Origin of the sequence: Rhodoferax sp. BLA1 (assembly GCF_013416775.1) — a bacterium.
Lineage (GTDB): Bacteria > Pseudomonadota > Gammaproteobacteria > Burkholderiales > Burkholderiaceae_C > Rhodoferax.
Window position 1 is genome coordinate 14,919 of record NZ_SZVI01000002.1, and the last position, 22,374, is coordinate 37,292.

At 59.6% G+C, this 22,374-nt stretch carries 19 protein-coding genes; 10 read left to right on the forward strand and 9 right to left on the reverse strand.

Annotated features, from left to right (window positions below):
• From FDG13_RS03200 to FDG13_RS03210, 3 genes are all read left to right on the forward strand, one after another.
• Positions 1-1,494, forward strand: coding sequence for an AAA family ATPase (locus tag FDG13_RS03200; protein WP_180125377.1), 1,494 nt, complete (start codon positions 1-3; stop codon positions 1,492-1,494).
• A gap of 8 nt (positions 1,495-1,502) precedes the next feature.
• The gene (locus FDG13_RS03205; RefSeq protein WP_180125378.1) at positions 1,503-2,849 is read left to right on the forward strand and encodes a TniQ family protein; all 1,347 of its coding nucleotides are present in this window, start codon (positions 1,503-1,505) and stop codon (positions 2,847-2,849) included.
• Between the two features lie 261 nt (positions 2,850-3,110).
• Positions 3,111-3,749, forward strand: coding sequence for an MBL fold metallo-hydrolase (locus FDG13_RS03210; RefSeq protein ID WP_180125379.1), 639 nt, complete (start codon positions 3,111-3,113; stop codon positions 3,747-3,749).
• 106 nt (positions 3,750-3,855) lie between these two features.
• Here FDG13_RS03210 and FDG13_RS03215 read toward each other — a convergent pair whose 3' ends face one another.
• From FDG13_RS03215 to FDG13_RS03240, 6 genes are all read right to left on the reverse strand, one after another.
• On the reverse strand, positions 3,856-5,139 hold the full coding sequence (locus FDG13_RS03215) for a TRAP transporter large permease (protein ID WP_180125380.1): 1,284 nt from the start codon (positions 5,137-5,139) through the stop codon (positions 3,856-3,858).
• Complete coding sequence (locus FDG13_RS03220) at positions 5,136-5,855, reverse strand: TRAP transporter small permease (RefSeq protein ID WP_180125381.1); 720 nt, start codon at positions 5,853-5,855, stop codon at positions 5,136-5,138. Before FDG13_RS03220 ends, FDG13_RS03215 begins: the two co-directional genes overlap by 4 nt.
• Positions 5,856-5,905: 50 nt before the next feature.
• Positions 5,906-6,901: a TRAP transporter substrate-binding protein gene (locus FDG13_RS03225; RefSeq protein WP_180125382.1), complete on the reverse strand. Its 996-nt coding sequence runs from the start codon at positions 6,899-6,901 to the stop codon at positions 5,906-5,908.
• Positions 6,902-7,016: 115 nt separating this feature from the next.
• Positions 7,017-8,048 (reverse strand): TRAP transporter substrate-binding protein, encoded by a 1,032-nt coding sequence (locus FDG13_RS03230; protein ID WP_180125383.1) that lies wholly within the window; start codon positions 8,046-8,048, stop codon positions 7,017-7,019.
• 256 nt (positions 8,049-8,304) lie between these two features.
• On the reverse strand, positions 8,305-8,799 hold the full coding sequence (locus FDG13_RS03235) for an SH3 domain-containing protein (RefSeq protein ID WP_255435074.1): 495 nt from the start codon (positions 8,797-8,799) through the stop codon (positions 8,305-8,307).
• A gap of 41 nt (positions 8,800-8,840) precedes the next feature.
• The gene (locus tag FDG13_RS03240; protein ID WP_180125384.1) at positions 8,841-9,758 is read right to left on the reverse strand and encodes a DUF3014 domain-containing protein; all 918 of its coding nucleotides are present in this window, start codon (positions 9,756-9,758) and stop codon (positions 8,841-8,843) included.
• A gap of 497 nt (positions 9,759-10,255) precedes the next feature.
• On the opposite strand from FDG13_RS03240, the gene FDG13_RS03245 reads away from it, so the two are divergent.
• From FDG13_RS03245 to FDG13_RS03275, 7 genes are all read left to right on the forward strand, one after another.
• Complete coding sequence (locus FDG13_RS03245) at positions 10,256-12,277, forward strand: nitrogen regulation protein NR(II) (RefSeq protein ID WP_180125385.1); 2,022 nt, start codon at positions 10,256-10,258, stop codon at positions 12,275-12,277.
• Positions 12,274-12,903 (forward strand): response regulator transcription factor, encoded by a 630-nt coding sequence (locus FDG13_RS03250; RefSeq protein ID WP_180125386.1) that lies wholly within the window; start codon positions 12,274-12,276, stop codon positions 12,901-12,903. The genes FDG13_RS03245 and FDG13_RS03250 overlap by 4 nt, the downstream gene beginning before the upstream one ends.
• A 167-nt stretch (positions 12,904-13,070) precedes the next feature.
• Complete coding sequence (locus tag FDG13_RS03255) at positions 13,071-14,180, forward strand: 6-phosphofructokinase (RefSeq protein WP_180125387.1); 1,110 nt, start codon at positions 13,071-13,073, stop codon at positions 14,178-14,180.
• Between the two features lie 200 nt (positions 14,181-14,380).
• The gene (locus FDG13_RS03260) at positions 14,381-15,652 is read left to right on the forward strand and encodes a porin (RefSeq protein ID WP_180125388.1); all 1,272 of its coding nucleotides are present in this window, start codon (positions 14,381-14,383) and stop codon (positions 15,650-15,652) included.
• Between the two features lie 6 nt (positions 15,653-15,658).
• Positions 15,659-16,084, forward strand: a complete 426-nt coding sequence (locus FDG13_RS03265; RefSeq protein ID WP_180125389.1) for a hypothetical protein — start codon at positions 15,659-15,661, stop codon at positions 16,082-16,084.
• The gene (locus FDG13_RS03270; RefSeq protein ID WP_180125390.1) at positions 16,081-18,495 is read left to right on the forward strand and encodes a bifunctional diguanylate cyclase/phosphodiesterase; all 2,415 of its coding nucleotides are present in this window, start codon (positions 16,081-16,083) and stop codon (positions 18,493-18,495) included. The genes FDG13_RS03265 and FDG13_RS03270 overlap by 4 nt, the downstream gene beginning before the upstream one ends.
• A 24-nt stretch (positions 18,496-18,519) precedes the next feature.
• On the forward strand, positions 18,520-18,894 hold the full coding sequence (locus FDG13_RS03275) for a thioredoxin family protein (protein ID WP_180125391.1): 375 nt from the start codon (positions 18,520-18,522) through the stop codon (positions 18,892-18,894).
• Here the strand turns inward: FDG13_RS03275 and FDG13_RS03280 are convergent.
• From FDG13_RS03280 to cysT, 3 genes are all read right to left on the reverse strand, one after another.
• Positions 18,891-20,009, reverse strand: a complete 1,119-nt coding sequence (locus FDG13_RS03280) for a sulfate/molybdate ABC transporter ATP-binding protein (protein WP_180125392.1) — start codon at positions 20,007-20,009, stop codon at positions 18,891-18,893. The genes FDG13_RS03275 and FDG13_RS03280 overlap by 4 nt on opposite strands.
• A gap of 528 nt (positions 20,010-20,537) precedes the next feature.
• Positions 20,538-21,422, reverse strand: coding sequence for a sulfate ABC transporter permease subunit CysW (gene cysW / locus FDG13_RS03285; protein ID WP_180125393.1), 885 nt, complete (start codon positions 21,420-21,422; stop codon positions 20,538-20,540).
• Positions 21,419-22,300, reverse strand: a complete 882-nt coding sequence (gene cysT / locus FDG13_RS03290) for a sulfate ABC transporter permease subunit CysT (RefSeq protein WP_180125394.1) — start codon at positions 22,298-22,300, stop codon at positions 21,419-21,421. Before cysT ends, cysW begins: the two co-directional genes overlap by 4 nt.
• Positions 22,301-22,374: the final 74 nt, after the last annotated feature.

Consider the following 22,374-nt stretch of genomic DNA (forward strand, 5'->3'; position numbering starts at 1 on the left):
ATGGACAACAACGCCCAAAACTGCCTTCGGAACGCGCTTGATCAAATGGTCACTAACCCTCTTTTAGGTGCCTTGCCACCCATGCTCGATCCACTCAATTTGGCGAAAGAACTTCGTTACCGGCCCATAACCCCAGAGCATATTCGAGCCATTCCCATGGCCGAACGCCACCATTTGAGCAACCAATACAGGCGGATATTTATACCGAATTCGTTGACGCTAGATATTGCATACTGTTTTCAACGCATGCTCCAAGATGGTTTAAGCCAACGTGACCCCAGGCAAAACCTATCCAGAAAGTTCATTTATCAATCTGGTCAGCAGGTTGGTGCAGCGATGGACAAAGTGGCGTGGTGGCCTTCATTCGCATCAGGGATGGTCATTGAAGGCATCAGCGGCGTGGGAAAGTCTCAGGTGATCGATCGAACGCTTAGCCTGTTTCCCCAGGTCATAGAACATGGCAAGAACGAAGCCTGCGGTTGGCTCCAACTCAAGCAACTGGTCTGGCTCAAGGTTCATATGTCCTCGGATGGAAGTAGAGGCGGATTTCTGCTCAACGGTCTGATGGCGTTGGACGAAGCGCTTCAGACCGATTACGCCTCTCAATACAAGGGCGTCCGTTGGACCGTTGAAAAGTTGCTCGTCGTCTTCTTGCACCTGCTTGCGGTGCACCGATGCGGCGTATTGATCATCGAGGAGGCGCAGGAGACAAATTTGAACCTAACGCCGTTTGCCCGGGACTTCATCAATTTCTTCCTGCGGGTCCTCAACTGGGGCATCCCTACAGTGCTGATCGGCAACCCATTGGCTTTCTCCAATTTGCGTGCGCACTCACAGGATGTTGATCGGTTTTCAGACAGCGGGTGGTTTCAGCTAGAACCCGAAATGGACCCGACGTCCGAACATTGGCAAAAAGGGTTGATTCCAGGTTTGTGGCTGCCCACTCTCCTTGACAATCCAGACGCCACTTACACTCAGTTCTCCGACCACCCGCTAGATTCCACGCTGCACGGGTTCATTTGGCGTCGAACTGCGGGTTTTCCTCGTTACATTTGCAGACTGCGCCGTGCGGTCCAAGAGTTTGCGTTGCGTTCAAAGGCAACACAAGTGACACCCGCGATGATCGACGAGGTCTACAGGACCAGCGCCAAGATGGTCCCACTTCACGCTCGGATTGAAGCCTTCGTCAACAAAGATTGGCGTGCACTGAATCAATTCCTAGATATATCTGAGGACCACTACCGACGCCTTTGGAGTCCAGCTGGCAAAACCACATCTGAGGACTTGTCACAGCACCAGGTTGACAGAAGCTCCGTGCCTAAACCAATCACAACCAAAGCAAAGAAGAGCAAAAGTCGATTAGCAGCGAAACCTCGCGCTACAAAAGCAAATCCGACGCCACCCAGTCAATTTTCTCCGGAAGACATTCGGTCCAAGGAATTCCAAGAAAACATGGTGAACCAAATGACTAAGGGTGTGAACCTCACTATATAAAAGTAAAAGTGCAAGTGACCATCGTGAATGCGATCCATGGATTTGTTCCTCCGTGGCGGGGTGATGAAACCTTGTACTCTTGGGTAGCTGGGTTCCACGTCTTATGTGGCAACGGCTCCGCGAAAGACACTGGAACCCGGCTTTTCGGTGTCAGCCACGCTTGCCGGGAGCGACAGGCCCCGGCAAATCTTCAGCATTTCTTATCAGTCAGCAGTGGATTGTTAGGCGACGCACGTGACATCCTATTGCGGCGGACCCCGCTCGGCTCGTATTACCCGTTCCTGCCGGAGTACCGGCGGATCTTGATGGAACAAGGTATGGCTGGGCAACATGAAGTGAATTGGCAAACGCTATTTAGCATGTCCGCCAGCGGCTTGTCCGGTACCGATTTGCTGAAATTCTGCCGTGATTGTGTCGCTGACGACCTGCGGACTTGGGGGCTGCCCCGGTGGCGAGTGCCACATCAGTTGGCTGGATGCTGGATATGCCTGGATCACGGCACATTGCTGCAGCCCTTGAAGGCCCAAACTTCAACTTGGCTAATCCCACCAACAGTTGCCAGCGACGCCGATACGGTGTCCTGCACGCCAGCCGAAATTAGCGTTTTGCTTTGGTTGGCCAAGCTTGCCAATCGATTGATTGATGCAGGTCCTCTGGATTTGGAGTCGATCCGACAGGCGGCTATTACAGGTCTGCGAGATCAAGGGGTGACCGGATGGGCACATCCAATGGATAAGCGCACACTGGAACAATGGTTTATTGGCACGACCTTGAGCTCATGGTTACAAAAATGTTGCGGTCCTGAAAGTCAGCTGTCATCGGGCGCTTGGATTCACAGCTTTTTGCGAAATCGCAGTGGTGATCATCCGTTGAAATGGATGTTGCTATGGTGTTCCCTGTTTGCGCAACAAGAAGGCGGGGCCAGTCTTGACCGATTCTTCGCGCCAATGACATCGCTTCGTTGGGATGCCAACGGACAGGGTCAAATATGGGGATATTCAGATAACAGGCTGCCTGGTGAAATTAGCCAAATCGTTGCCAACGCCACCAGTGTGGCGGAAGCTGCCAAAATTCTGGGTATGGCGCCAATCACGCTGCGCAAGGGGCTCGCTGAAATTGGTGTGAGCTTGGGAGATTTTCGTTTCGAGCGTGGCCGTGACCAACGCAAAGAAGTCGCTGTCAATGAGATCCATACCTATATCAAGGATCATCCCGAATGCACAAGGTCTGACGTTCATCGGGACTGCAAAGCGGCTGTCAGCTGGCTACGTCAGTATGACCACAATCGACTTTCACGCGCGATGTCGACTCTCCCTGACCTCCATTCTCCTCAATTGACATTGGCCTTCAAGTAATCATTCTGCGTAAGGTTTTCGATTTTGCTTTGGTAGCACAAATCGCGGCAGCTGAGGTTTCGCAGCGTGCTCAATGTCTTTGGGATGGTTGGGTTAAAAATCTTCCACCATAACTTCGGTGCATACTCAAACCCTAAAAAGTTCTTTTTTCTCAATGGGTTTTGAGAATTTGTTATGTCAACGTTCGGTTGTCAAAAGTCGAGTTTTGAGAATTTGTTATAAATTTTGAGAATTTGTTATCAGCAACCCCTTTTTTGAACCATGTTCCAGTACCTCACCATTCCCGTCACCGCGTTCGATCAAAACTGCTCCCTGGTCTGGTGTGACCAGACGCAACAGGCCGCTGTGATTGACCCGGGTGGTGATCTCGACCTGATCCTGGCCGAAGTCAAGCGCCTGGGGCTGACGCTGGGTCAGATCTGGCTCACCCACGCCCACATCGACCACGCGGGCGCCGCCGGTGAGCTGGCACAGCGCCTGGGTTTGCCGATCATCGGCCCGGGTGAGGGCGATCAGTTCTGGATCGACGGCCTGCCCAAACAAAGCCAGATGTTCGGTTTTCCGCCCGCCCAGCTGTTCACACCCACACGCTGGCTGCACGATGGCGACACGGTCACGGTGGGCAACTGCACGCTGCAGGTGCGGCATTGCCCGGGACACACGCCGGGGCATGTGGTGTTTTATTCACCCGAGGCCAAACGTGCGTTTGTCGGCGACGTGTTGTTTGCGGGTTCGATTGGCCGCACCGACTTTCCGCAGGGAGACCACGCCACGCTGATCGCCAGCATCAAAAACCGTCTGTGGCCGATGGGCGACGACACCGTGTTCATTCCCGGTCACGGGCCCGAGAGCACATTTGGCCGGGAGCGGCGCAGCAACCCTTATGTGGCCGACCAATGATGCTTCATATTGAATAGCTACTCGCCCTTTTGGATAAAGGGCTAGATGCCAATTTTTCATAAAAAAGCCCGGAGGTTCCGGGCTTTTTTGTGGGTGCCAAGCGTGGCTACATCATGCCCAGCATACGCGGGAACCAGGTCGACATCGCGGGCCAGTAAGTCACCAGGCCCAGGAAAGCCAGCATGGACAGCAGCCACGGCCACACCGCCACGGTCAGCTCGGTGATGCCCATCTTGGTGATGCCCGAGGCCACGTACAGGTTCAGGCCCACCGGCGGGTGGCACATGCCCACCTCCATGTTCACGACCATGATGATGCCGAAGTGCACCGGGTCAATGCCCAGTTTCATCGCCACCGGGAACAGGATCGGCGCGAAGATCAGCACGATGCTCGAGGGCTCCATGAAGTTGCCCGCCAGCAGCAGGATCACGTTCACCGCCAGCAGGAAGGTGACCATGCCCAGACCGTTGCCCAGCATCCAGTCGGCCAGCGCCTGCGGGATGTTTTCGTTGGTCATGATGAAGCTGAACAACACCGCGTTGGTGATGATGTAGAGCAACATGGCCGACATGTTGGCCGAGTTCAACAGCACCTTGGGCACGTCTTTCAGACCCATGTCCTTGTAGATGAACACCGCCACGATGAACGCATACACCGCGCTCACGGCCGCCGCTTCCGTCGGTGTGAACATGCCGCTGTAAATGCCGCCCATCACAATCACGATCAGCAGCAGGCCCCAGACCGAGGCCTTGAAGGTGGACCAGCGTTCACCCCAGCTGGCCTTGGGCAGGCGCGGGTAGTTGTACTTGCGGGCACGGTACCAGGTGACACCGCCCAGTGTGGCGGCCAGCGCCAAACCCGGAATAACACCAGCCATGAACAGCGCGCCGACCGAGGTGTTGGTGGCCACCGAATACATCACCATCACGATCGACGGCGGAATCAGAATGCCCAAAGCGCCTGAGGTGGTGATGACACCGGCACCAAAGCTCTTCGGGAACCCGGCCTTGACCATGGCGGGCAGCAGGATCGAGCCAATCGCCACCACGGTGGCCGGGCTGGAGCCCGATACCGCAGCAAACAAGGCACATCCCACCACACCCGACAGCCCCAGACCGCCATACCAGTGCCCGACCATGCTGGAAGCAAAATTGATCATGCGCCGGGCCACACCGCCGTGGGTCAGGAAGTTGCCCGCCAGGATGAAAAACGGGATCGCCATGATCTCGAACTTCTCGATGCCGGTGAACAGCTTGAGCGCCACCGACTCCAGCGGCACCTCGGTAAAGCCAAACAAGAAGGTTAGAACAGTGAGGCCGAGCGAGATCGAGATCGGCATGCCGGTGAGCATCAGCGCCAGCAGCAGGATAAAAATGATGGCAGCGTTCATTTGCGTTGGCCCTCTTCGCGGGCTTTTTGGCTGGCGGCGTGCAAGCTGCCGTCCGGGCGGTGATGCAGGTCACGCGGGTGCAGGTTGTCGCTCATGGCATACGGGTTGGCGTCCACGGCAATGGGTTCGTCCTCTTCCAGACCATCGACATGACCATGGTCATGGTGTGGCAACTCGCCGGTCTTGGCAAAGGTGACCAGCACCTGCAGGAAACGAAAACACATCAGGCTGGTGCCCAGCGGGATGGCGCTGTAGACCATCCAGGTCGGCCACTCCAGGTCGGGCGTGGTCGGGCCTTCGGGTACATCGGTGAGTGTCAGCCCGAGCCAGGTGTAGATGTCGTAGTGGGCGCCGTTTTCCCAGACAAAACGGCTGCCCAGCACCGCCACAATGGCGGTGAACAAGGCGCCGGCAAGCAGGCCAAACATGACAAACTTGCCACGCATGGGTTTGCCCAGCCGGTTGATGAGCACATCCACACCGACGTGGATGCCGGTGCGCACACCGTAGGCCGCGCCAAACTTGGCCATCCAGACAAACATGATGATGGTCAGCTCCTGCGCCCAGCTCATGCTGATCGACAACAGCCAGTCCTGCAGGCCCGGTATGGCCAGGCCCGCAGCATAACGGTGCAACACCGCCACAAAGATGATCAGCGTGGCGCCAGCCATCAGGAAAGTCACCAGCCATTCTTCCAGGTGATCGAGGAGTTTCATGGGAGCAAACACGGCAGAAACGTCTTTATCGCGATGAAGATCAGATCACGTCAGAGCGTGCTGGGGTCAAAGCCAGTGGCCTGGTAGATCTGCTGCAGGGTCTCTTTGCCAACGCGATCAGCCATCTTGGTGTGCACCGGCGCCATGGCTTTTTTCAGAGCCATGCGTTCTTCCTTGGTGGGCACGTACACGGTGGTTTTGCCGCTCTTCTTGACACCGTCCAGAGACAGGTCGTTTTCTTCCTGGGCAATCTTGTTGGCGTAGACCGTGGCCTCATTCATGGCTTGTTCCAGCTGGCCACGCACATCGGCGGGCAGAGCGTCCCAGAACTTCTTGTTGACGATCACCGCGTAGCCCAGGTAACCGTGGTTGGTCAAGCTCAGGTGTTTCTGCACCTCATGCATCTTCTGGGTGTAGAAGTTGGAGATCGGGTTCTCGGTGCCATCCACCACACCGGTCTGCAGCGCCTGGTACACCTCCGAGAAAGCCATCACCTGGGCAATGCCACCCACCGAGCGGATCTCTTCTTCGAGCACCTTGGAGGACTGGATGCGGAACTTCTTGCCCTTGTAATCGGCCACGGCCTTCAGTGGGGTGTTGGCCGAGAACGATTTAAAACCGTTGTCCCAGTAGGCCAGGCCCTTGATGCCCCGGGGTTCCAGCTTGGCCAGCAGCGCCGCGCCCACCGGTCCTTGGGTGACCTTGTGCAGGTCGGCTGTGTCGTCAAAAATGAAAGGCAGGTCAAACGCCTCGAACTCTTTGACACCCAGCGGACCAAATTTGGCCAGCGAAGGGGCCAGCATTTGCACCGAGCCAATTTGCAGCGCTTCCATCTCTTCCTTGTCTTTGTACAAGGCGCTGTTGGCATACACCTCGACCTTGACCTTGCCCTTGGTCAGTTCAGCAGCCTTCTGGGCGAAAAAGACCGAAGCCTTGCCCTTGGGGGTGTCGGCCGCCACCACGTGGCTGAATTTGATGACGGTCTGGGCGCTGACACTCATGCCAGCGGCGAGCAAGGCAGCGGCGAGGATGGTTTTGAGTTTCATGTTTGTCTCCTGTTGTAGGGATGGGTTTTGCGAGCAGCCGTGAGCGTACTGGCTGCCCCAAAACGCCACAACTGTGGCCTTCAACAGCTAGGGAAAACCCCTAAAGTGATTTCACTCAGGCGCTGGGCTGCGCCAGCGCGTCTTGCAGCGCCTGGAACCAGTCGGGCCCGATGCGCCGCGCCAGTGCCTGGTGCACCGGTAGCACGGCCTGTTGCAAGCGCACGCGTTGGCCGGCGCTCAGGCGGTGGATACGCGTGGTGTTGGAGCGGCGCAGCGCCGCCAGGGCGGCCTCATTCTGGACGTCGGCAATCTGGCGTGCGTCCTCCAGGGCCTCCTGCAGGGCCTGGTTAATCAGCTCACGGTCATCGGCCTGCAGGTGTTCCCAGAAACGCTGGTTGGTGACCACCGCATAACCCAGGTAGCCGTGGTTGGTCAGGCTCAGGTCACTTTGCACCTGGTGCATGCCCTGTGTCCAGAAGTTGGAGACCGGGTTTTCGGTGCCGTCCACCACACCGGTGGCCAGCGCCCGGCGGGTTTCGCTGAAGGCCAGCGTCACCGGGCGCGCACCCAGGGCCCGCATCTGGTCGGCAATCACCCGAGAGGCCTGCACCCGCATGCGCAGGCCAGCAAAGTCGGTTGGTGCCAGCAGGGGCCGGTTCGCGCTCATCTGTTTGAAGCCGTTGTCAAAAAAGCCCAGCCCTACCAGCCCTTGGCGTTTTAAGCCGTTGAACAGGCGCTGGCCCAGCGCACCCAGGGTGACACGCCGCACCTCCGACAGGTCCTCAAACAGGAATGGCAAATCAAACAGCTCAAACTCCGGCAGACCAATACGTCCGAACTTGGACAGCGAGGGTGCCACCATGTCCACCGCCCCGAGTTGCAGCGCCTGCATCTCGTCGTGGTCACCATACAGCTGGCCGTCCGGAAAAACCTGTACCGTGATGCGTCCGCTGGAGCGCGCCTCCACCAGCGCCTTGAAGCGGCTGGCGGCCCGGCCCTTGGGCGTGTCTTCGGTCACCACATGGGAGAAACGCAGGGTGATGTCGCGCTGCGCCGCGCTGGCCTGGGCAAAAGGCAACAGCGCCGCGCCAGCGCAGGTGGCGAGCCATTGGCGACGTGGGATCTGTTGCGGTGGGTGAGCTGACATGGCTGCCATTATGGCCAGGTCGTTTGGCCTGGCAGCTGTCGTATGGTTTGTATAGATGCTATCTAATTAATAGCTTTATACCCTTTTTAAATAAGGCCTAGAGGCACATTTTGTCTGCAATCGCACATGCAAAGAAAATCCATCAGATTCGTCAGCCGCAACTGAGGCACTGGCGTCGTGCCTCAGACCACCGCTGCCACCCTCAGACTGCCACACATAGGGCGGGACACCCGTCGACGCGCCCAATTGTTGGGCGTCACCAGCCCCACAACAGACGGCGAACAATCCAGCCTTTGAGCCCGTCGTCGCGTTGTACCTTGACCCAGCCCTGTTTTTGCTCAAGATGGCGTAAAACTTCTGCATGTTCCGCCTGGGCCAGGATGCGGCTGCCTGTGCTGGGCGCCGACCGGATATTGGCCACCTTTGACTTCACGATCACATGCGGTTTTTTGCTCACCAGCGGACGGTAGACCCAACCAATGTCGTTCTCGAAATCACGCACTTTCAGCCAGTTGCCTTGACGGCCTTTGACCTCCAACGGATAACCCTTGCTCAGCGACCAAAGAGCACCGTGCTGCGTACCCGCGCCCGATCGCATGTTGATCTGAGGCCGATCCACACTGACCAACTCTCGTGCTTGAACCCAGGCACTCGATGCGGCGCAGCTCAGCGCCAGAGCAAGGGCGGGTAGTTTGTTCAACAAGTGTGTGCTTGCCCGTCGGAAGGGGTGCATGTGTCGGGTGGGTGTCATAAAAAAGTCTCCTTGCAGTGAACAGCAGACGTTGCGGTGTCTCAACCTTGCTGTGATGAAGTGGATGGTGAAGTCGGGCTCACCGGGGCTTTGGTCAGCAGTGCCCGGAAGTCCCGCAGCTTGTTCAGCAAACGCTGTTGATTGGCGCTGCCCGAGCGCAACAGCATCTTTTGCCCCGCAGACAGCTGAGCCAAGGCAGGATCTACAAATTGATAACTTACCCAGGGTCTCAACGCCGGATAGGGCCCCTTGACATCAACCCGCTCCACCATCAGGGGACCAACCATCAGCGGCGTGGCCAGCAAATGGTCGATCACGGTGACCAGTCGGTTGTTGAAGTGGCCACTGGGGTAGCCCAACTCGACGTAGGCTTGTTCAAACAGTGGGTACAAGCGCACATACAGCGCGACTGCCTTGGCCGTGTCAACTGATTCAACAAAACTCACAAACGCGCTGTAGCGCACATCGTTTTTGGGGTGGATCGCGGTTGGTCCCACGGGGTGACGGTCATCACCCGCTCCGGTGCTGAAGTGTCCTGCTATCGGGTTGATCGGCCAGATCAGGGCGGGGGCGTGTTCACGCGGCAAGTTGTCGACCGTGGCGACCAGGTGGCGGACAAAATCGCCTAACTGCAAAAAGCGCGCAATGTCAGCATCAGACAGCATGTCGGCCAGGGCCTGCTGCACATAGCGCTCTGCCGATGCCAATGGGGGAACGGGTTCTGTGTTCGGTGTCGGTGGCACGGTGATCGCTTCTATCGGATGCAGGATCTGTGCTGGCATCGTGGGTGCCGACGGCGAAGGGCTTGGTGCCGTTGGCGTCGGGTCGGTGGCGCTTGCCACTGGCGTGGCTGAAGTTGACGGGGTATCAGGTGGCTGTTCTGGCCACCAGAACATCGCCACGCCAGCCAGCACGGCAATGCCAGCACACAGAAGCAGGAACCGGATGTATTTCTTCACGCCGTTCTCCTATAGGTTCATTGAGCCTGGCATGTGTTGCTCTGCCTTGGGTGACACCATCGCACCAATGATGTCGTTCAGAGTAAAGCCGCTCAGAGGTGGTGCGAGCTTCAGTAACCGTCACTGCGCTCGACATAACAAATTACATTTTACCAAATGTAATTTGTGCATTCAGTCCACTAGTCAACCAACGACCACCATGCCGCTGACAAATTGGCACGACGTATACTGAAATTGCCCAATTTGATTGGCGCGCTTTCCTTCTTCTCCATGTGTTCATCCCGGGTTGATCCATGCACCACAAGTCTTTGCACCCGCCTTCGCCACCAGAACACAGGTGGCCAAACCATGTCAGTTCGGCGGGCTGCAGCACCCAGGCCGACCCTGTTGCATGTTTGGGCGTGCCTCCCATATGCATGTTTTGTTGCCACCCGTGTCCCTAACCGGGCAAGTGGACTCGGTAATACCAGCGCTGCATGGAAAGGGGTGACCAAGCCATGATCGCTCCCCCCAACCGCGACTCCTCACTTGACTTTGGCTTGTTGCAACAGTCGGTGTCGCGCCAGCCTGGGCGCAACCGCCGGGCGGTGTGGTGGCTGCTCGGGCTGCTGACGCTGCTGCTGGGTTCGGTGGTCACGCTGCTGCTGTACCTGAACAATTTTGAGGCCGAAGAGTCAGCCCGGCGCCGTGCAGCGGACGCGCAGTGGCTGGAGCAAAGTGTGCAGTTCCACTTTCGCCGCCTGGAAGATGACCTGCTGGCGCTGGCGCGCCAGGCGGCCAGCCCGGCCGCTAGCCTGACGCCAGCACCGGTGCCCAAAGGGGGTTTGTTGTCACTGGAGCCGGGGGTGTTGCTGGACCGCGGCTGGATCGCTGTCGGCCAGTCCGTGGCAGCCACTGGCGGGCCAGCGCGCTGGTTCACCGACGCCACCGCCCACCCAGTCAACGCCCAGGCCCAACAGACCATGCAGGCCACCACCGAAGGTTTGCGCCGGGCCGCTTTTGCCGGTGTGATGCTGCGCGCTGACGGCACCCCGACCGATGTGGTGTGGCTGGCCGTGCCGTTTTTTGACCGTGGCCAGTTTGTTGGCAACTATCTGGCGGCGGTGTCGCTGGAGCGCGCCCTGGCCGCGTTGGTGCCCACCTGGTTTTCACAAGACCACCAGGTGCGCCTGGTCGCCGATGATGACGCCGCTGCCAGCCGCTCCGGCTACCGTGTGGCGCTGAACCTGCCGGGCACCGATTTGTTTGTCCAGGTCGATCGCACCCAGGCCGAGCCCACCACCGTGCCACGCATCTTTTTCCTGGTGGCCCTGCTGTTTTTGCTGGGCATGCTGGTGGCCCTGTTTGCGCTGCGGCGCGACTTTGTCAAACGCCGCCAGGTGCAGGCCTTGCTGCAGGCCCAGGTGGCGCTGCGCACCGCGATGGAAAACTCGGTCACCACGGGTTTGCGCGCCTGGGATTTGCAGGGCCACATCCTGTATGTCAACGAGGCTTTCACACGCCTGGTCGGCTTCAGCGCCAACGAGTTGCTGGGTTTGAAGATGCCGTTCCCGTACTGGCCACCCGATCAGCATGATTTTTTGGTTCAAGTGCACGAGGGCATCATCGCGCGCGGTACCTCGGGCAATGGGGTGGAGGTGCAGTTTGCCCACCGCGATGGTCACCTGATCGATGTGTTGATCCACGAATCACCGCTGACGACCGCTGATGGTGAGCAGATTGGCTGGATGAGCTCGGTGCTGGACATCAGCGAGCGCAAACGCGCCCAGCGTATGGCCGCCCAGCAGCAGGAAAAATTGGAGGCGTCGGGCCGCCTGATTGCGGTGGGCGAGGTGGCCTCGACGCTGGCACATGAGCTCAACCAGCCGCTGGGTGCCCTCAGCAGTTTTGCCAATGGCCTGCTCAACCGCCTGGCCGACGGCAACATCACTCTGACCGAGTTGTTGCCGGTGGTGCAGCGCATGGCGCGCCTGGCGGACCGCGCTGGCGGCATCATCCGCCGTGTGAATGACTTTGCCCGGCGTCGTGAACTGGTGCGCCAGCGGCTGGATCTGGTGGCTTTTCTGACCCGTGTGCTGGCGGCGCGCAGCGACAGCGACGGCACGCCCGCACAGTGGCTGGCGCCAGCGCAGCCGATGTGGGTGGAGGCCGACGAATTGCTGCTGGAGCATCTGGTCAACAACCTGGTAGGCAACGCGCAGGACTGGGCGCCACACGGCAGCACCCCGGCCCAGGTGTGGATCGACTTGCGCCAGGACCTTACACACGGTCTGGCCGCGCTGTCGGTGTCCGACACCGGGCCGGGGGTCAGCGAGGAGGCGTTGTCGAGCATCTTCAACGCCTTTGTCAGCCACAAACAAGGTGGCATGGGCATGGGCCTGGCGATCTGTCGCTCCATCGTCGAGGCCCACCACGGACGCCTGGAGGTCGGGCGCGACCCGGTGCTGGGCGGCGCCCGGTTTACCGCCTACCTGCCGCTGGCCCCAGGGCTGGCGCAACTGCATAAGGGAACAGCATGAAACGACCTGGATTGCATATCGTTGATGACGACCCGGACGTCCGCGATGGACTGGCCTGGTTGTTTGACTCGCGTGGTTATGCACCCACCACCTGGGACGGTGGGGCGCCTTTTCTCGACGCGTTGCGTCAACGCACCGGCGACTGGAAAGCCTCGGTGGTCTTGATGGACCTGCGCATGGCGCCCTTGTCGGGCCTGGCCACTTTTGAGCAGCTCAAACTGCTGCGTTGTCCCTGGCCGGTGCTGTTTCTGACCGGCCATGGCGATGTCAGCATGGCGGTGGCGGCGGTCAAGAACGGTGCCTGGGACTTTCTGGAAAAGCCGTTCCAGGACAACGAATTGGTGGACCGGGTGGCGCAGGCGCTGGTGGCTGCCAGCGCGGTGCAGGACGATGATGCCGAGGCCAAACGCCTGCGCCAGGCGCTGGCGGTCTTGAGCCCTCGCGAACGCGAGGTGCTCGACGAGCTGATTCGCGGCCACTACAACAAGACCATTGCCGAGCACCTGGGCATCACGGCGCGCACGGTGGAATTTCACCGCGCCAACATTTTCGAGAAGATGGGTGTGAGTTCAGCCATAGAACTGGCGCACAAGCTGGGCCGCCTGCAGCCTATGGGTTCTCAGTGAATAAAGTGACAAAATGGCATCTAGCCCTTATCAATAAAGGGTAAGTCGCTACTTTTTTTGATATCAAGTTGTTTTACGAATGTAACTGGCGGGGTACAAATGGCCGAGGGCTTGCGGCACAATTCAGGCACTGGACCAAAGATCAAATTTAACTGAGGACCCTTCGCATGACTAAACCTATCAAACGTATTGCCGTCTGCACAGGCGGCGGTGACGCCCCCGGCCTGAACGCCGTGATTCAATCGGTGGTGATCGCCGCTGACAACATGGGCTGGCAGTGTTATGGCATTCGCGACGGGTTCAACGGCATCATGTTCCCCGAGCGTTACCCCGAAGGCGGCGTCTACCGCCTGACCCGTGACAAGGTGCGGGGTATCGGCCACCTGGGTGGCACGATTCTGGGCACCACCAACAAGGGCAACCCACTGCATTTTCCGGTCAACATGCCCGACGGCACGGTGCGTGAAATCGACCGCTCGGACGAGCTGCTGACCTATTTCGCTACCCACGAGATCGACGCGCTGGTGTCCATTGGTGGGGACGGCTCCTTGACCATTGCCGACGCGCTGCACCGCAAGGGCCTGCGTGTGGTGGGTGTGCCCAAAACCATTGACAACGACCTGGACAAAACATACACCACCTTCGGTTTTGACACCGCCGTGGGTTTTGCCACGGAATGTATTGACCGCCTGCACAGCACCGCCGAGAGCCACCAGCGTGTGATGGTGGTCGAGGTGATGGGCCGCTACGCCGGCTGGATTGCCCTGCACGCCGGTATTGCGGGCAACGCCCACGCGATTCTGATCCCAGAGATCCCGTTTGACCTGGACCAGGTCACGGCCAAGCTCCTGAAACGCGAGGCCGACGGTCACCTGTATTCCATCGTGGTGGTGGCCGAGGGTGCACTGGCCAAGGACGGCAAACGCGAACTGCTGGCGCCGGCTGAGACGGGGCGCGCCGAGCGTCTGGGCGGCATTGGTGAGAACGTTGCCGAGGCTTTGGGCCGGAGCACCGGCAAGGACACACGGGTAGTGGTGCTGGGTCACCTGTTGCGCGGCGGCAGCCCCACCGCGTTTGACCGGCTGGCGGCCCTGCGTTTTGGTGCCGCTGCGGTACGGGCACTGGATGCGGGCAAAACCGGCGTGATGGTGTCTCTCGGTGTCAACGGTGTGGACTACGTGACGTTGGAAGAAGTGGCTGGCCACATCCGCAACGTGCCGATGGACTGTGATTCCCTGCAAACCGGGCGTGACCTGGGCATTGCCTTCGGCGACTGAGCTTGTGCGCAGCCACGGGTGTCTTTGAGACACCCGCAGCGCCTGGGATTTTCGGGAGCAACTGAGCGTTGCGCAGGCCAGAGAAAGGGTGTGCAAAGGGGTCAATTCCTGGCCCGATGGCTGTTCAATTTCGGTACACTCTTTTTGCCGTCACTACCTCTTGTTGTAGAGGGTGTCGGCAACGGGGTTGGTCTATCAGCATGCACATCGCTCATCCATATCGCGCAAACAAGCCTTGGCAGCTTTGGCAACGGCTGGGCGCCAGCGCATCGGTCTTTCTGAGTCTGTGCTGTCCGGGCGGGGTCTGGGCGCAGGACGAGTTTGCTGCGCCTGACTGGCCCAGCATCAGCCTGCATGGTTTTGGCACCCTGGGTGCCACCCGCGCAGACACCGACCGCGCCCAGTTTGTGCGTGATCTGTCGCAACCCAATGGTGCGGGCACACGTTGGACCAGCAAGGTTGACAGCCTGCTGGGCCTGCAGGCCAATGTCCAGTTCAGCCCCAGCACAGAAGCTGTGGTGCAGGCGGTGACGCGCTACCACGCCGACTCCAGTTACCGGCCAGAGCTGACCTGGGCTTTTTTGCGGCACGATTTTTCGTCTGACCTGTCCGTGCGCGCCGGGCGCTTGGGCACCGAGTTCTACATGCTGGGTGATTCCCGGCTGGTGGGTTACTCCAACATCAGCGTGCGGCCTTCGCCGGATTTTTACGGTTCATTGGTGTTTTCCTACATCGATGGTGTCGACCTGAGTGCCACCCTGCCGGTGGCGTCGGGTTTGCTCACAGGCAAAGTTTTCTGGGGGCAGTCACCTGAAAAGACGCCCTATGCACCCGGCATCTTGTGGGACCTGCGAGGCTCCAACTTGGTGGGGGGAAATCTGGATTACAGCCTGGGTTCCTGGCAGGTTCGCTTGAGCCATGTTCAGGTGCGCTTTAACCATGAAATGCCGGTCGACGCCTTGTTGCGATCCATCGGCGACCCCCTGCAGGGTGTGTCCTATCTGTCCTTGGTGCCGCAAATGGCCATGGCAGATAGCCGGACGAATTTCAACTCCCTTGGTCTGGTGTATGACCAGGGACCACTGAACGTCCAGCTGATGTTCAATCAGATCAAGCACGACGGTGCAGCCTATGCCGACACCAAGGCCGCTTACATGCAGGCCGCCTACCGCATGGGCGCGGTGACACCTTACCTGGGTGTGTCGCGCAGTTTTTCCGACATGGACACCTTGCCTTCCAGCGCTGTCCCAGGGGTCGATTCGTTGACCTCCTTGTTGGTGGCGCAAAGTGTTACCAACCAGCACACCTACACCTTGGGTGGCCGCTGGGATGTGCAGAAGAATCTGGCCCTCAAGGCACAGGTGGACTGGGTGCATGGCAAGCCAACGTCCAAGTTCCCGTTCAAAACCGTTCAGTCCGACTGGGATGGCCGCATGACCGTTTTCAGCCTGACGCTGGATTTTGTGTTCTGAGCCGCCATGAAACTCTGGCGATTGACCTTGTTCGTGGCGCTGTGGGGTCTGGGCGCGGTTGGTTGTGCGGAACCGGTGGTGGTGGTGAATGCCGCTAGCACCATCACCCGGCTTGGCCAGGACGATGTGGTCAATATTTTCCTGGGGCGTTACCGCAGACTGCCCAGCGGTGGCACCGCGGTGCCGATTGATCAGCCTGAGAACACGGCCTTGCGCACCGAGTTTTACCGCAAGCTGGTCAACAAAGAACCCAATGAGATCAGCGCTTACTGGGCACGCCTGCTTTTTTCAGGCAAAACCTCACCACCGCTGCAGACGGCCAACGCCAACGAGGTGATGCTGTTGTTGGCGGATCAGCCGGGCGGCATTGCCTACATGGATCGCAGCCAGGTCGACCGGCGTTTTCGCATCGTGATGGAATTTCCTCGATGAGGCGGCCCCCGCGCGCATTGACGGCGGCTTGGCGTCTGCGCGGATTGTTGGTGCGCTCGACCTTGGCGGTGATCGCCACGTCCCTTTTGGCCGGCCTGATTGCCGTGGCCTACACCGCCCATGCCACCAGCCAACGCGCCCACCTGGCGTCACAAACACGTTTGGCCGAGCTGCTTGACACCATGGAAAGCACCCTGGCGGTGGCGTGTTTTGTCAAGGACCAGACGCTGGCCCACGAGCTGGCGCAGGGGCTGTTGAACAACTCAGATGTGCTGGCGGTCAGCATCTCGACCGAAGAAGAATTGCTGGCGGACAAACGCCGTGGGCCGTCCACCGGCACCGCCAGCGGACCCTCGCTCAAACGCCTGATCTACTCCCCCTTTGACAAGCAGATGCTGGTCGGTCGGATTGTGCTGACCCCCGACCCCAAGGTGATCAACGCCCGCATCAGTGAAGAGGTTTGGCTCGCGGCGATTCAGCTCAGCTGGCAGCTGGGCATGGTGACCTTTGCGGTGGTGCTGATCATGTTGCTGTTCATCGTGCGCCCGATCCAGGCCATGTCGGACCGCCTGCACCGGATGGACCCCACGGCCGGTGAGCGCCTCGCCATACCGGCCCGGCACGGCAGCACCGAAATCGGCCAGCTGGTGGTGGACATCAATGCCCTGTCAGACCGCCTGACCGGCGCCCTGGCGACCGAGCGTGAACTGCGTTTGCAGGGTGAGATCGACGAGAAGAAATTCCACACCATTTTTGACAACGCCGAGTCGGGCCTGTTCCTCATGGACAACCAGGGTGGCTTGTCGTCCTGGAACCCGGCTTTTGCCAGGCTGTTTGGCATCCACCGGCAGTCTGCCAACGGGGTGTCGCCAGCGCTCAACATCAAACAGCTGCCCTGGCACAGCCCGGATCAGATGGGTGGGCTGTTGCAAAAGGCGTTGCGCCAGAACAATGCGGTGACCCAAGACCTGCAGGTGCAGATGCCGGGCAGTGGGCGCAGCTGGATCAACATGGTGCTGCGCTCCGTGGGCGACAACCTGCTGCAAGGTGTGATGCATGACGTCAGCCACCTCAAGGAGTCGGAGGCCTCGGCCCGGCAACTGGCCATCACCGACTCGCTCACCGGCCTGGCCAACCGCCAGGGCCTGCAAGACCGTCTGCATGCCCATGTGCAGGACTATGCCGCGTCAAAAAAGGGGGGCTTTGCGCTTTTGCTGGTCAACCTGGATGAGTTCCGGCGTATCAACGAAGGCATGGGTTTGCCTGCTGGTGACGCCATCCTGCAGGCCACCACCCGCCGCCTGTCGGCGTGTGTCAACAGTGACGACACCCTGGCGCGCCTGAGTGCCGACAACTTCGGCATCATCTTGAACCAGATCACCCAGGGTGAAGCGGTGGACCGCATTGTCAGCCGCATCGCGCAGGCCATCCGGCAGCCCTATTTTGTCGACGGCTCACCGATCAGCCTGCATGCCAGCATGGGTGTGGCCTTGTTCCCGAGTGACGGTTTTGATGTGCCCTCGCTGCTGCGCCAAGCCGAGCTGGCCATGGACAGCGCCAAATCGGCGGGCGGCGACAGCCATGTGTTCTTCAACCCGCTGCTGACAGAAGCGGCAGAACAACGCCGCCACATGGAGAGTGACCTGCGCAGTGCCATCCGCAATCAGGAATTCGTGCTGTTTTACCAACCCGTCGTTGATCTGGTGACCCAACGCCTGTGTGGTGCCGAGGCCCTGATCCGCTGGCGCCACCCGACCCGTGGCCTGGTCATGCCCGACAGCTTCATCCCGCTGGCCGAAAAAACCGGCTTGGTGGTCGAGATGGGCCTGATGATGCTGGACGTGGCCTGCCAGCAACTGGCCAGCTGGCAAAACCAGGGCCTGGACTACAACTTGTCGCTCAATGTCTCCGGCAGACAGATCCCGGATGGGTTACCACCGGCCAAGCTGCAAGAGATGGCACGACGTTACGGTATCACCCCGTCGAAACTGGCGCTGGAGATCACCGAAGGGGTGATGCTGCACGATGTCGACAAATCGCTAGGCTGGCTCAAAGAGGTGCACGAACTGGGCTTTAAGGTCTACCTGGATGACTTTGGCACCGGTTACTCCTCACTGTCTTACCTCAAGCTGTTTCCGGTGGACACCTTGAAGGTCGACAAGTCCTTTGTGCGTGACATGCAAGACGGCAGCAACGAACACACCCTGGTGGGCGCCATCATCGCCATGGGACGCAGCCTGGGCCTGGACATCGTCGCCGAAGGGGTGGAGTTACAAAGCCATTTGACCGCGCTGCAACGCATGGGCTGCCACTATGCACAGGGTTATTATTTTTCACGGCCCGTGCCAGCTGAAGAGTTTGACGCGGTCGCCACCCGGGTCACGGCACTCTTGGCAGCACCCCAGCCCTGATGTGATCTGGACCATTCTGAACTGATGTCAACAACTTCCCCTTACTCCGATGCGCTGCTGGTGGTGTGCCTGTGTGCCGCCTGGTGCAACGTCTGTGAACAATACCGCAGCACCTTCACCCAGGTGCAAGCCAGTGTGCAGGCGGATCACCCGCACACCCAATTTCTCTGGCTTGACATCGAAGACGAGTCCGAGGTGCTGGACCCGCTCGATGTCGAGAACTTCCCCACCCTGCTTCTGAGCCGGGGTGCTGCGCCCCACTTTTTTGGCACGATCACGCCACAAGCTCACACCCTGGAGCGGCTGGTACGCGCGGCATTGGCAGACCCGGCTGCTGCCCCGCTGGCCGACCCGGCTGTGGCTGCCCTGGTGGCGCGTGTCGAGGCCTGGCGTCCTTAAATCCCCTCACCCTCTGCCACAAACACCCGTGCCCGGCGCGGTGTCAACAACACCGTGTCACCTTCCTGAAAGCCCTGGTCGCGGTAGAGCTGGGCCGGGATATGGGCTTCGATGATGTCGCCACTGCCGGCAGCGGTGGCATCAGCGGGCACCAGCTCCAGTCGTGCTGTGGGGCCAACCACCATGGCACGTGTCAACTTGGCCACAATGCCGCGTGATGGCTGCGCCGCATCCGGGCTGCTCACATAGGGCAACACCTCCAGATCGTGCGGACGCACATAGGCAAACGCCTTGCTGTCTTGCACCGTGCTGTGCTCGGGGGTGACGAGGCGCAGACCCTGCTGGTCTTCACCAATCAGCATCTCCCCCTCATGAGCACGGCCATGGAACAGGTTCACATCGCCCAAAAAGCCATACACAAACGGGCTGGCCGGGTGGTCCCAGACCTCTTGCGGTGAGCCAATCTGCTCGACCTGGCCGCTGTTCATCAAAACCACCCGGTCGGCCACTTCCAGCGCTTCTTCCTGGTCGTGGGTGACAAAAATACTGGTCACATGCAGGTCGTCATGCAGGCGGCGCAACCAGCGGCGCAATTCTTTGCGCACCTTGGCATCGAGCGCGCCAAAGGGCTCGTCCAGCAGCAGCACTTGCGGCTCCACGGCCAGCGCACGCGCCAGGGCAATGCGCTGGCGTTGCCCGCCCGACAGCTGGGACGGGTAACGGTCGGCCAGCCAGTCAAGCTGCACCAGGCCCAGGAGTTCGTGCACCTTGTCCTTGATCACCGCCTCTGAGGGACGAACCGCCTTGGGCTTCATGCGCAGGCCAAAAGCCACGTTGTCAAACACACTCATGTGGCGAAATAACGCGTAATGCTGGAACACAAACCCGACATTGCGCTCGCGCACATGTTTGTCGGTGGTATCAAGACCGTTGAACAGGATGTGACCCCTGTCAGCCGTTTCCAGCCCGGCGATGATGCGCAAGAGGGTGGTTTTGCCACAACCCGAGGGGCCCAGCAGGGCGACCAGCTCGCCGGAGTTGATCTCAAGGGACACATCACGCAAGGCGTGAAAGGTGCCAAAGTCTTTGCTGACGTTGCGGATGTCGATGCTCATGTTTTTTGGTTTCTATGGTGTTTTTTATTTGAGTGGATGTGGTGATGGGTTGGCTTACCCCCACTCACACCCCCCGCCCCGCCGGGCGGAAGAGGGAGCTAACCGCCGTATTTGGCCGTGTGTATTTCTGGAAGACGTACACGCCGCCTGGCCGGTGGCAAGGGTCAATTTGAGAGGAGAACGGATTGGCAAGTGGCCCGAGGCACGGCGACAGTTGGATAAGCTGGGATATATGAGAAATTGACCTCTAGCCCTTTTATAACAAGGACTGGTAGCTATAAAACTTGATATGGCCAGTGGTCCTTGCGTCGCCCGCAATTGAATCTTTCCTCTTGGGTCCCGTTGCGCCAAGGCCACCGACCAAACGGTTGGTACATCTTCACAAAACAGTGTTGGCCACATACGGCGGTTGGCTCCCCTTTCCGCCCCGGCGGGGGTGGAAAGGGGCGGGGGGGATAGGGGGGGAACTACAAAACCAAATAGTTTTGACGCAGCCGCAGTTGATACAGACATCAAAAACGCTCCCTCTCACACCACCGGACGCTCAGGCGGCAAATCGGCAGCGGCCTTCTGGTCGCGTTCAAACTGCCACTCGACCACAGACTTGATCAATAAAGTGATCAGCGCAAGCAATGCCAACAAGGACGCGACGGCAAAAGCTGCCACAGACTGGTACTCGTTGTACAAAATCTCCACATGCAAAGGCAGCGTGTTGGTCTGGCCACGGATGTGGCCCGAGACCACCGACACCGCGCCAAACTCACCCATGGCGCGTGCGTTACACAAGATCACACCGTAGACCAGGCCCCACTTGATGTTGGGCAGCGTCACATGCCAAAAGGTTTGCCAACCGGTGGCGCCCAGCACAATGGCCGCTTGTTCCTCGTCGGTGCCCTGCGCCTGCATCAGCGGAATCAGTTCACGCGCAATGAACGGGAAGGTGACAAACACCGTGGCCAGAATGATGCCGGGTACGGCAAACACAATCTTGATGTCGTGCTCGGCCAGCCAAGGGCCAATCCAGCCTTGTGCGCCAAACATCAACACGTAGATCAAACCCGCCACCACCGGTGACACCGAGAACGGCAGGTCTATCAACGTGGTCAAAAACGCCTTGCCCTTGAACTCGTACTTGGCCACCGCCCAGGCCGCTGCCACACCAAACACCAGGTTCAGCGGCACCGCCACGGCGGCGGTGATCAGGGTCAGGCGGATCGCACTCCAGGCGTCGGGTTCGCGCAGCGCTTCCAGCGCGGCAGGCAGGCCTTTGCGTAGCGCCTCGGTGAACACCGCCGCCAGCGGCAGCAGCAGGAACAAAAAGACAAAAGCCAGGGCCAGCGTGATCAGTGACCAGCGCACCCAGGTGGGCTCGGTGGTGCCGGCGTCGGCGCGGCGCAGTGTGCGTGTGCTCATGTCTTGCCTCCGGCGCGGCGGCGCTGCCAGCTTTGCAGGCCATTGATGACCAGCAACAGCACAAAGGAGATGCCCAGCATCACTGTGGCCACCGCGGTGGCTCCGGCGTAGTCGTATTGCTCCAGCTTGCCGATGATGATCAGCGGCGTGATCTCGGACACCATGGGCATGTTGCCAGCGATAAAAATCACCGAGCCGTATTCACCCACCGCCCGCGCAAAGGCCATGGCAAAACCGGTCAACAACGCGGGCGCAATGCCCGGAAAAATCACATACCGAAAGGTCTGGAAACGCGAGGCACCCAGGCAGGTGGCGGCTTCTTCAAGCTCTTTCTCGGCGTCTTCGAGCACCGGCTGCACCGTGCGCACGACAAACGGCAGGCTGATAAAAATCAGCGCAATCACCACGCCATTGGCGTTGAACGCCAGCTGGATGCCCAGTGGCTCCAGGTACTGGCCAACCCAGCCATTGCCCGCCAGCAGGGCGGTCAGCGAGATGCCCGCCACGGCCGTGGGCAGGGCAAAAGGCAGGTCCACCAATGCGTCGATGATCTTCTTGCCCCAAAACTCGTAACGCACCAGCACCCAGGCCAGCAGCAGCCCGGCAAACACATTAAACAGCGCCGCCAGGAACGAGGCACCAAAGGTCAGCCGGTACGAGGCCAGCACACGCGGGCTGGCCACCGCGGTCCAGAACTCGGCCCAGGTCAGGGTGAAAGTCTTGAACAACAAGGCCGACAGCGGGATCAGCACAATCAGGCTCAGGTAAAACAGCGTGTAGCCCAGCGTCAGGTTAAAGCCCGGCAGCACGCGTCTGGCCGGGCGTTTGTCAGGTCCGGCCAGCGCTTGGGGCGAGATGGGTATGGTTGCGGTGGTCATGGGGTGTTCAGTGCATGCTGATCCTGCCCGCCGTCATGTAAGCCAGGCTGGCTCGGCCAGACCGCACTTTGCGC

Coding starts and splice junctions, on each gene's coding strand:
- FDG13_RS03200 (WP_180125377.1), top strand. CDS start 1: ATGGACAACAACGCCCAAAACTGCCTTCGGAACGCGCTTGATCAAATG.
- FDG13_RS03210 (WP_180125379.1), top strand. CDS start 3,111: ATGTTCCAGTACCTCACCATTCCCGTCACCGCGTTCGATCAAAACTGC.
- FDG13_RS03215 (WP_180125380.1), bottom strand. CDS start 5,139: ATGAACGCTGCCATCATTTTTATCCTGCTGCTGGCGCTGATGCTCACC.
- FDG13_RS03220 (WP_180125381.1), bottom strand. CDS start 5,855: ATGAAACTCCTCGATCACCTGGAAGAATGGCTGGTGACTTTCCTGATG.
- FDG13_RS03225 (WP_180125382.1), bottom strand. CDS start 6,901: ATGAAACTCAAAACCATCCTCGCCGCTGCCTTGCTCGCCGCTGGCATG.
- FDG13_RS03230 (WP_180125383.1), bottom strand. CDS start 8,048: ATGTCAGCTCACCCACCGCAACAGATCCCACGTCGCCAATGGCTCGCC.
- FDG13_RS03235 (WP_255435074.1), bottom strand. CDS start 8,799: ATGACACCCACCCGACACATGCACCCCTTCCGACGGGCAAGCACACAC.
- FDG13_RS03245 (WP_180125385.1), top strand. CDS start 10,256: ATGATCGCTCCCCCCAACCGCGACTCCTCACTTGACTTTGGCTTGTTG.
- FDG13_RS03250 (WP_180125386.1), top strand. CDS start 12,274: ATGAAACGACCTGGATTGCATATCGTTGATGACGACCCGGACGTCCGC.
- FDG13_RS03255 (WP_180125387.1), top strand. CDS start 13,071: ATGACTAAACCTATCAAACGTATTGCCGTCTGCACAGGCGGCGGTGAC.
- FDG13_RS03260 (WP_180125388.1), top strand. CDS start 14,381: ATGCACATCGCTCATCCATATCGCGCAAACAAGCCTTGGCAGCTTTGG.
- FDG13_RS03265 (WP_180125389.1), top strand. CDS start 15,659: ATGAAACTCTGGCGATTGACCTTGTTCGTGGCGCTGTGGGGTCTGGGC.
- FDG13_RS03270 (WP_180125390.1), top strand. CDS start 16,081: ATGAGGCGGCCCCCGCGCGCATTGACGGCGGCTTGGCGTCTGCGCGGA.
- FDG13_RS03275 (WP_180125391.1), top strand. CDS start 18,520: ATGTCAACAACTTCCCCTTACTCCGATGCGCTGCTGGTGGTGTGCCTG.
- FDG13_RS03280 (WP_180125392.1), bottom strand. CDS start 20,009: ATGAGCATCGACATCCGCAACGTCAGCAAAGACTTTGGCACCTTTCAC.
- cysW (WP_180125393.1), bottom strand. CDS start 21,422: ATGAGCACACGCACACTGCGCCGCGCCGACGCCGGCACCACCGAGCCC.
- cysT (WP_180125394.1), bottom strand. CDS start 22,300: ATGACCACCGCAACCATACCCATCTCGCCCCAAGCGCTGGCCGGACCT.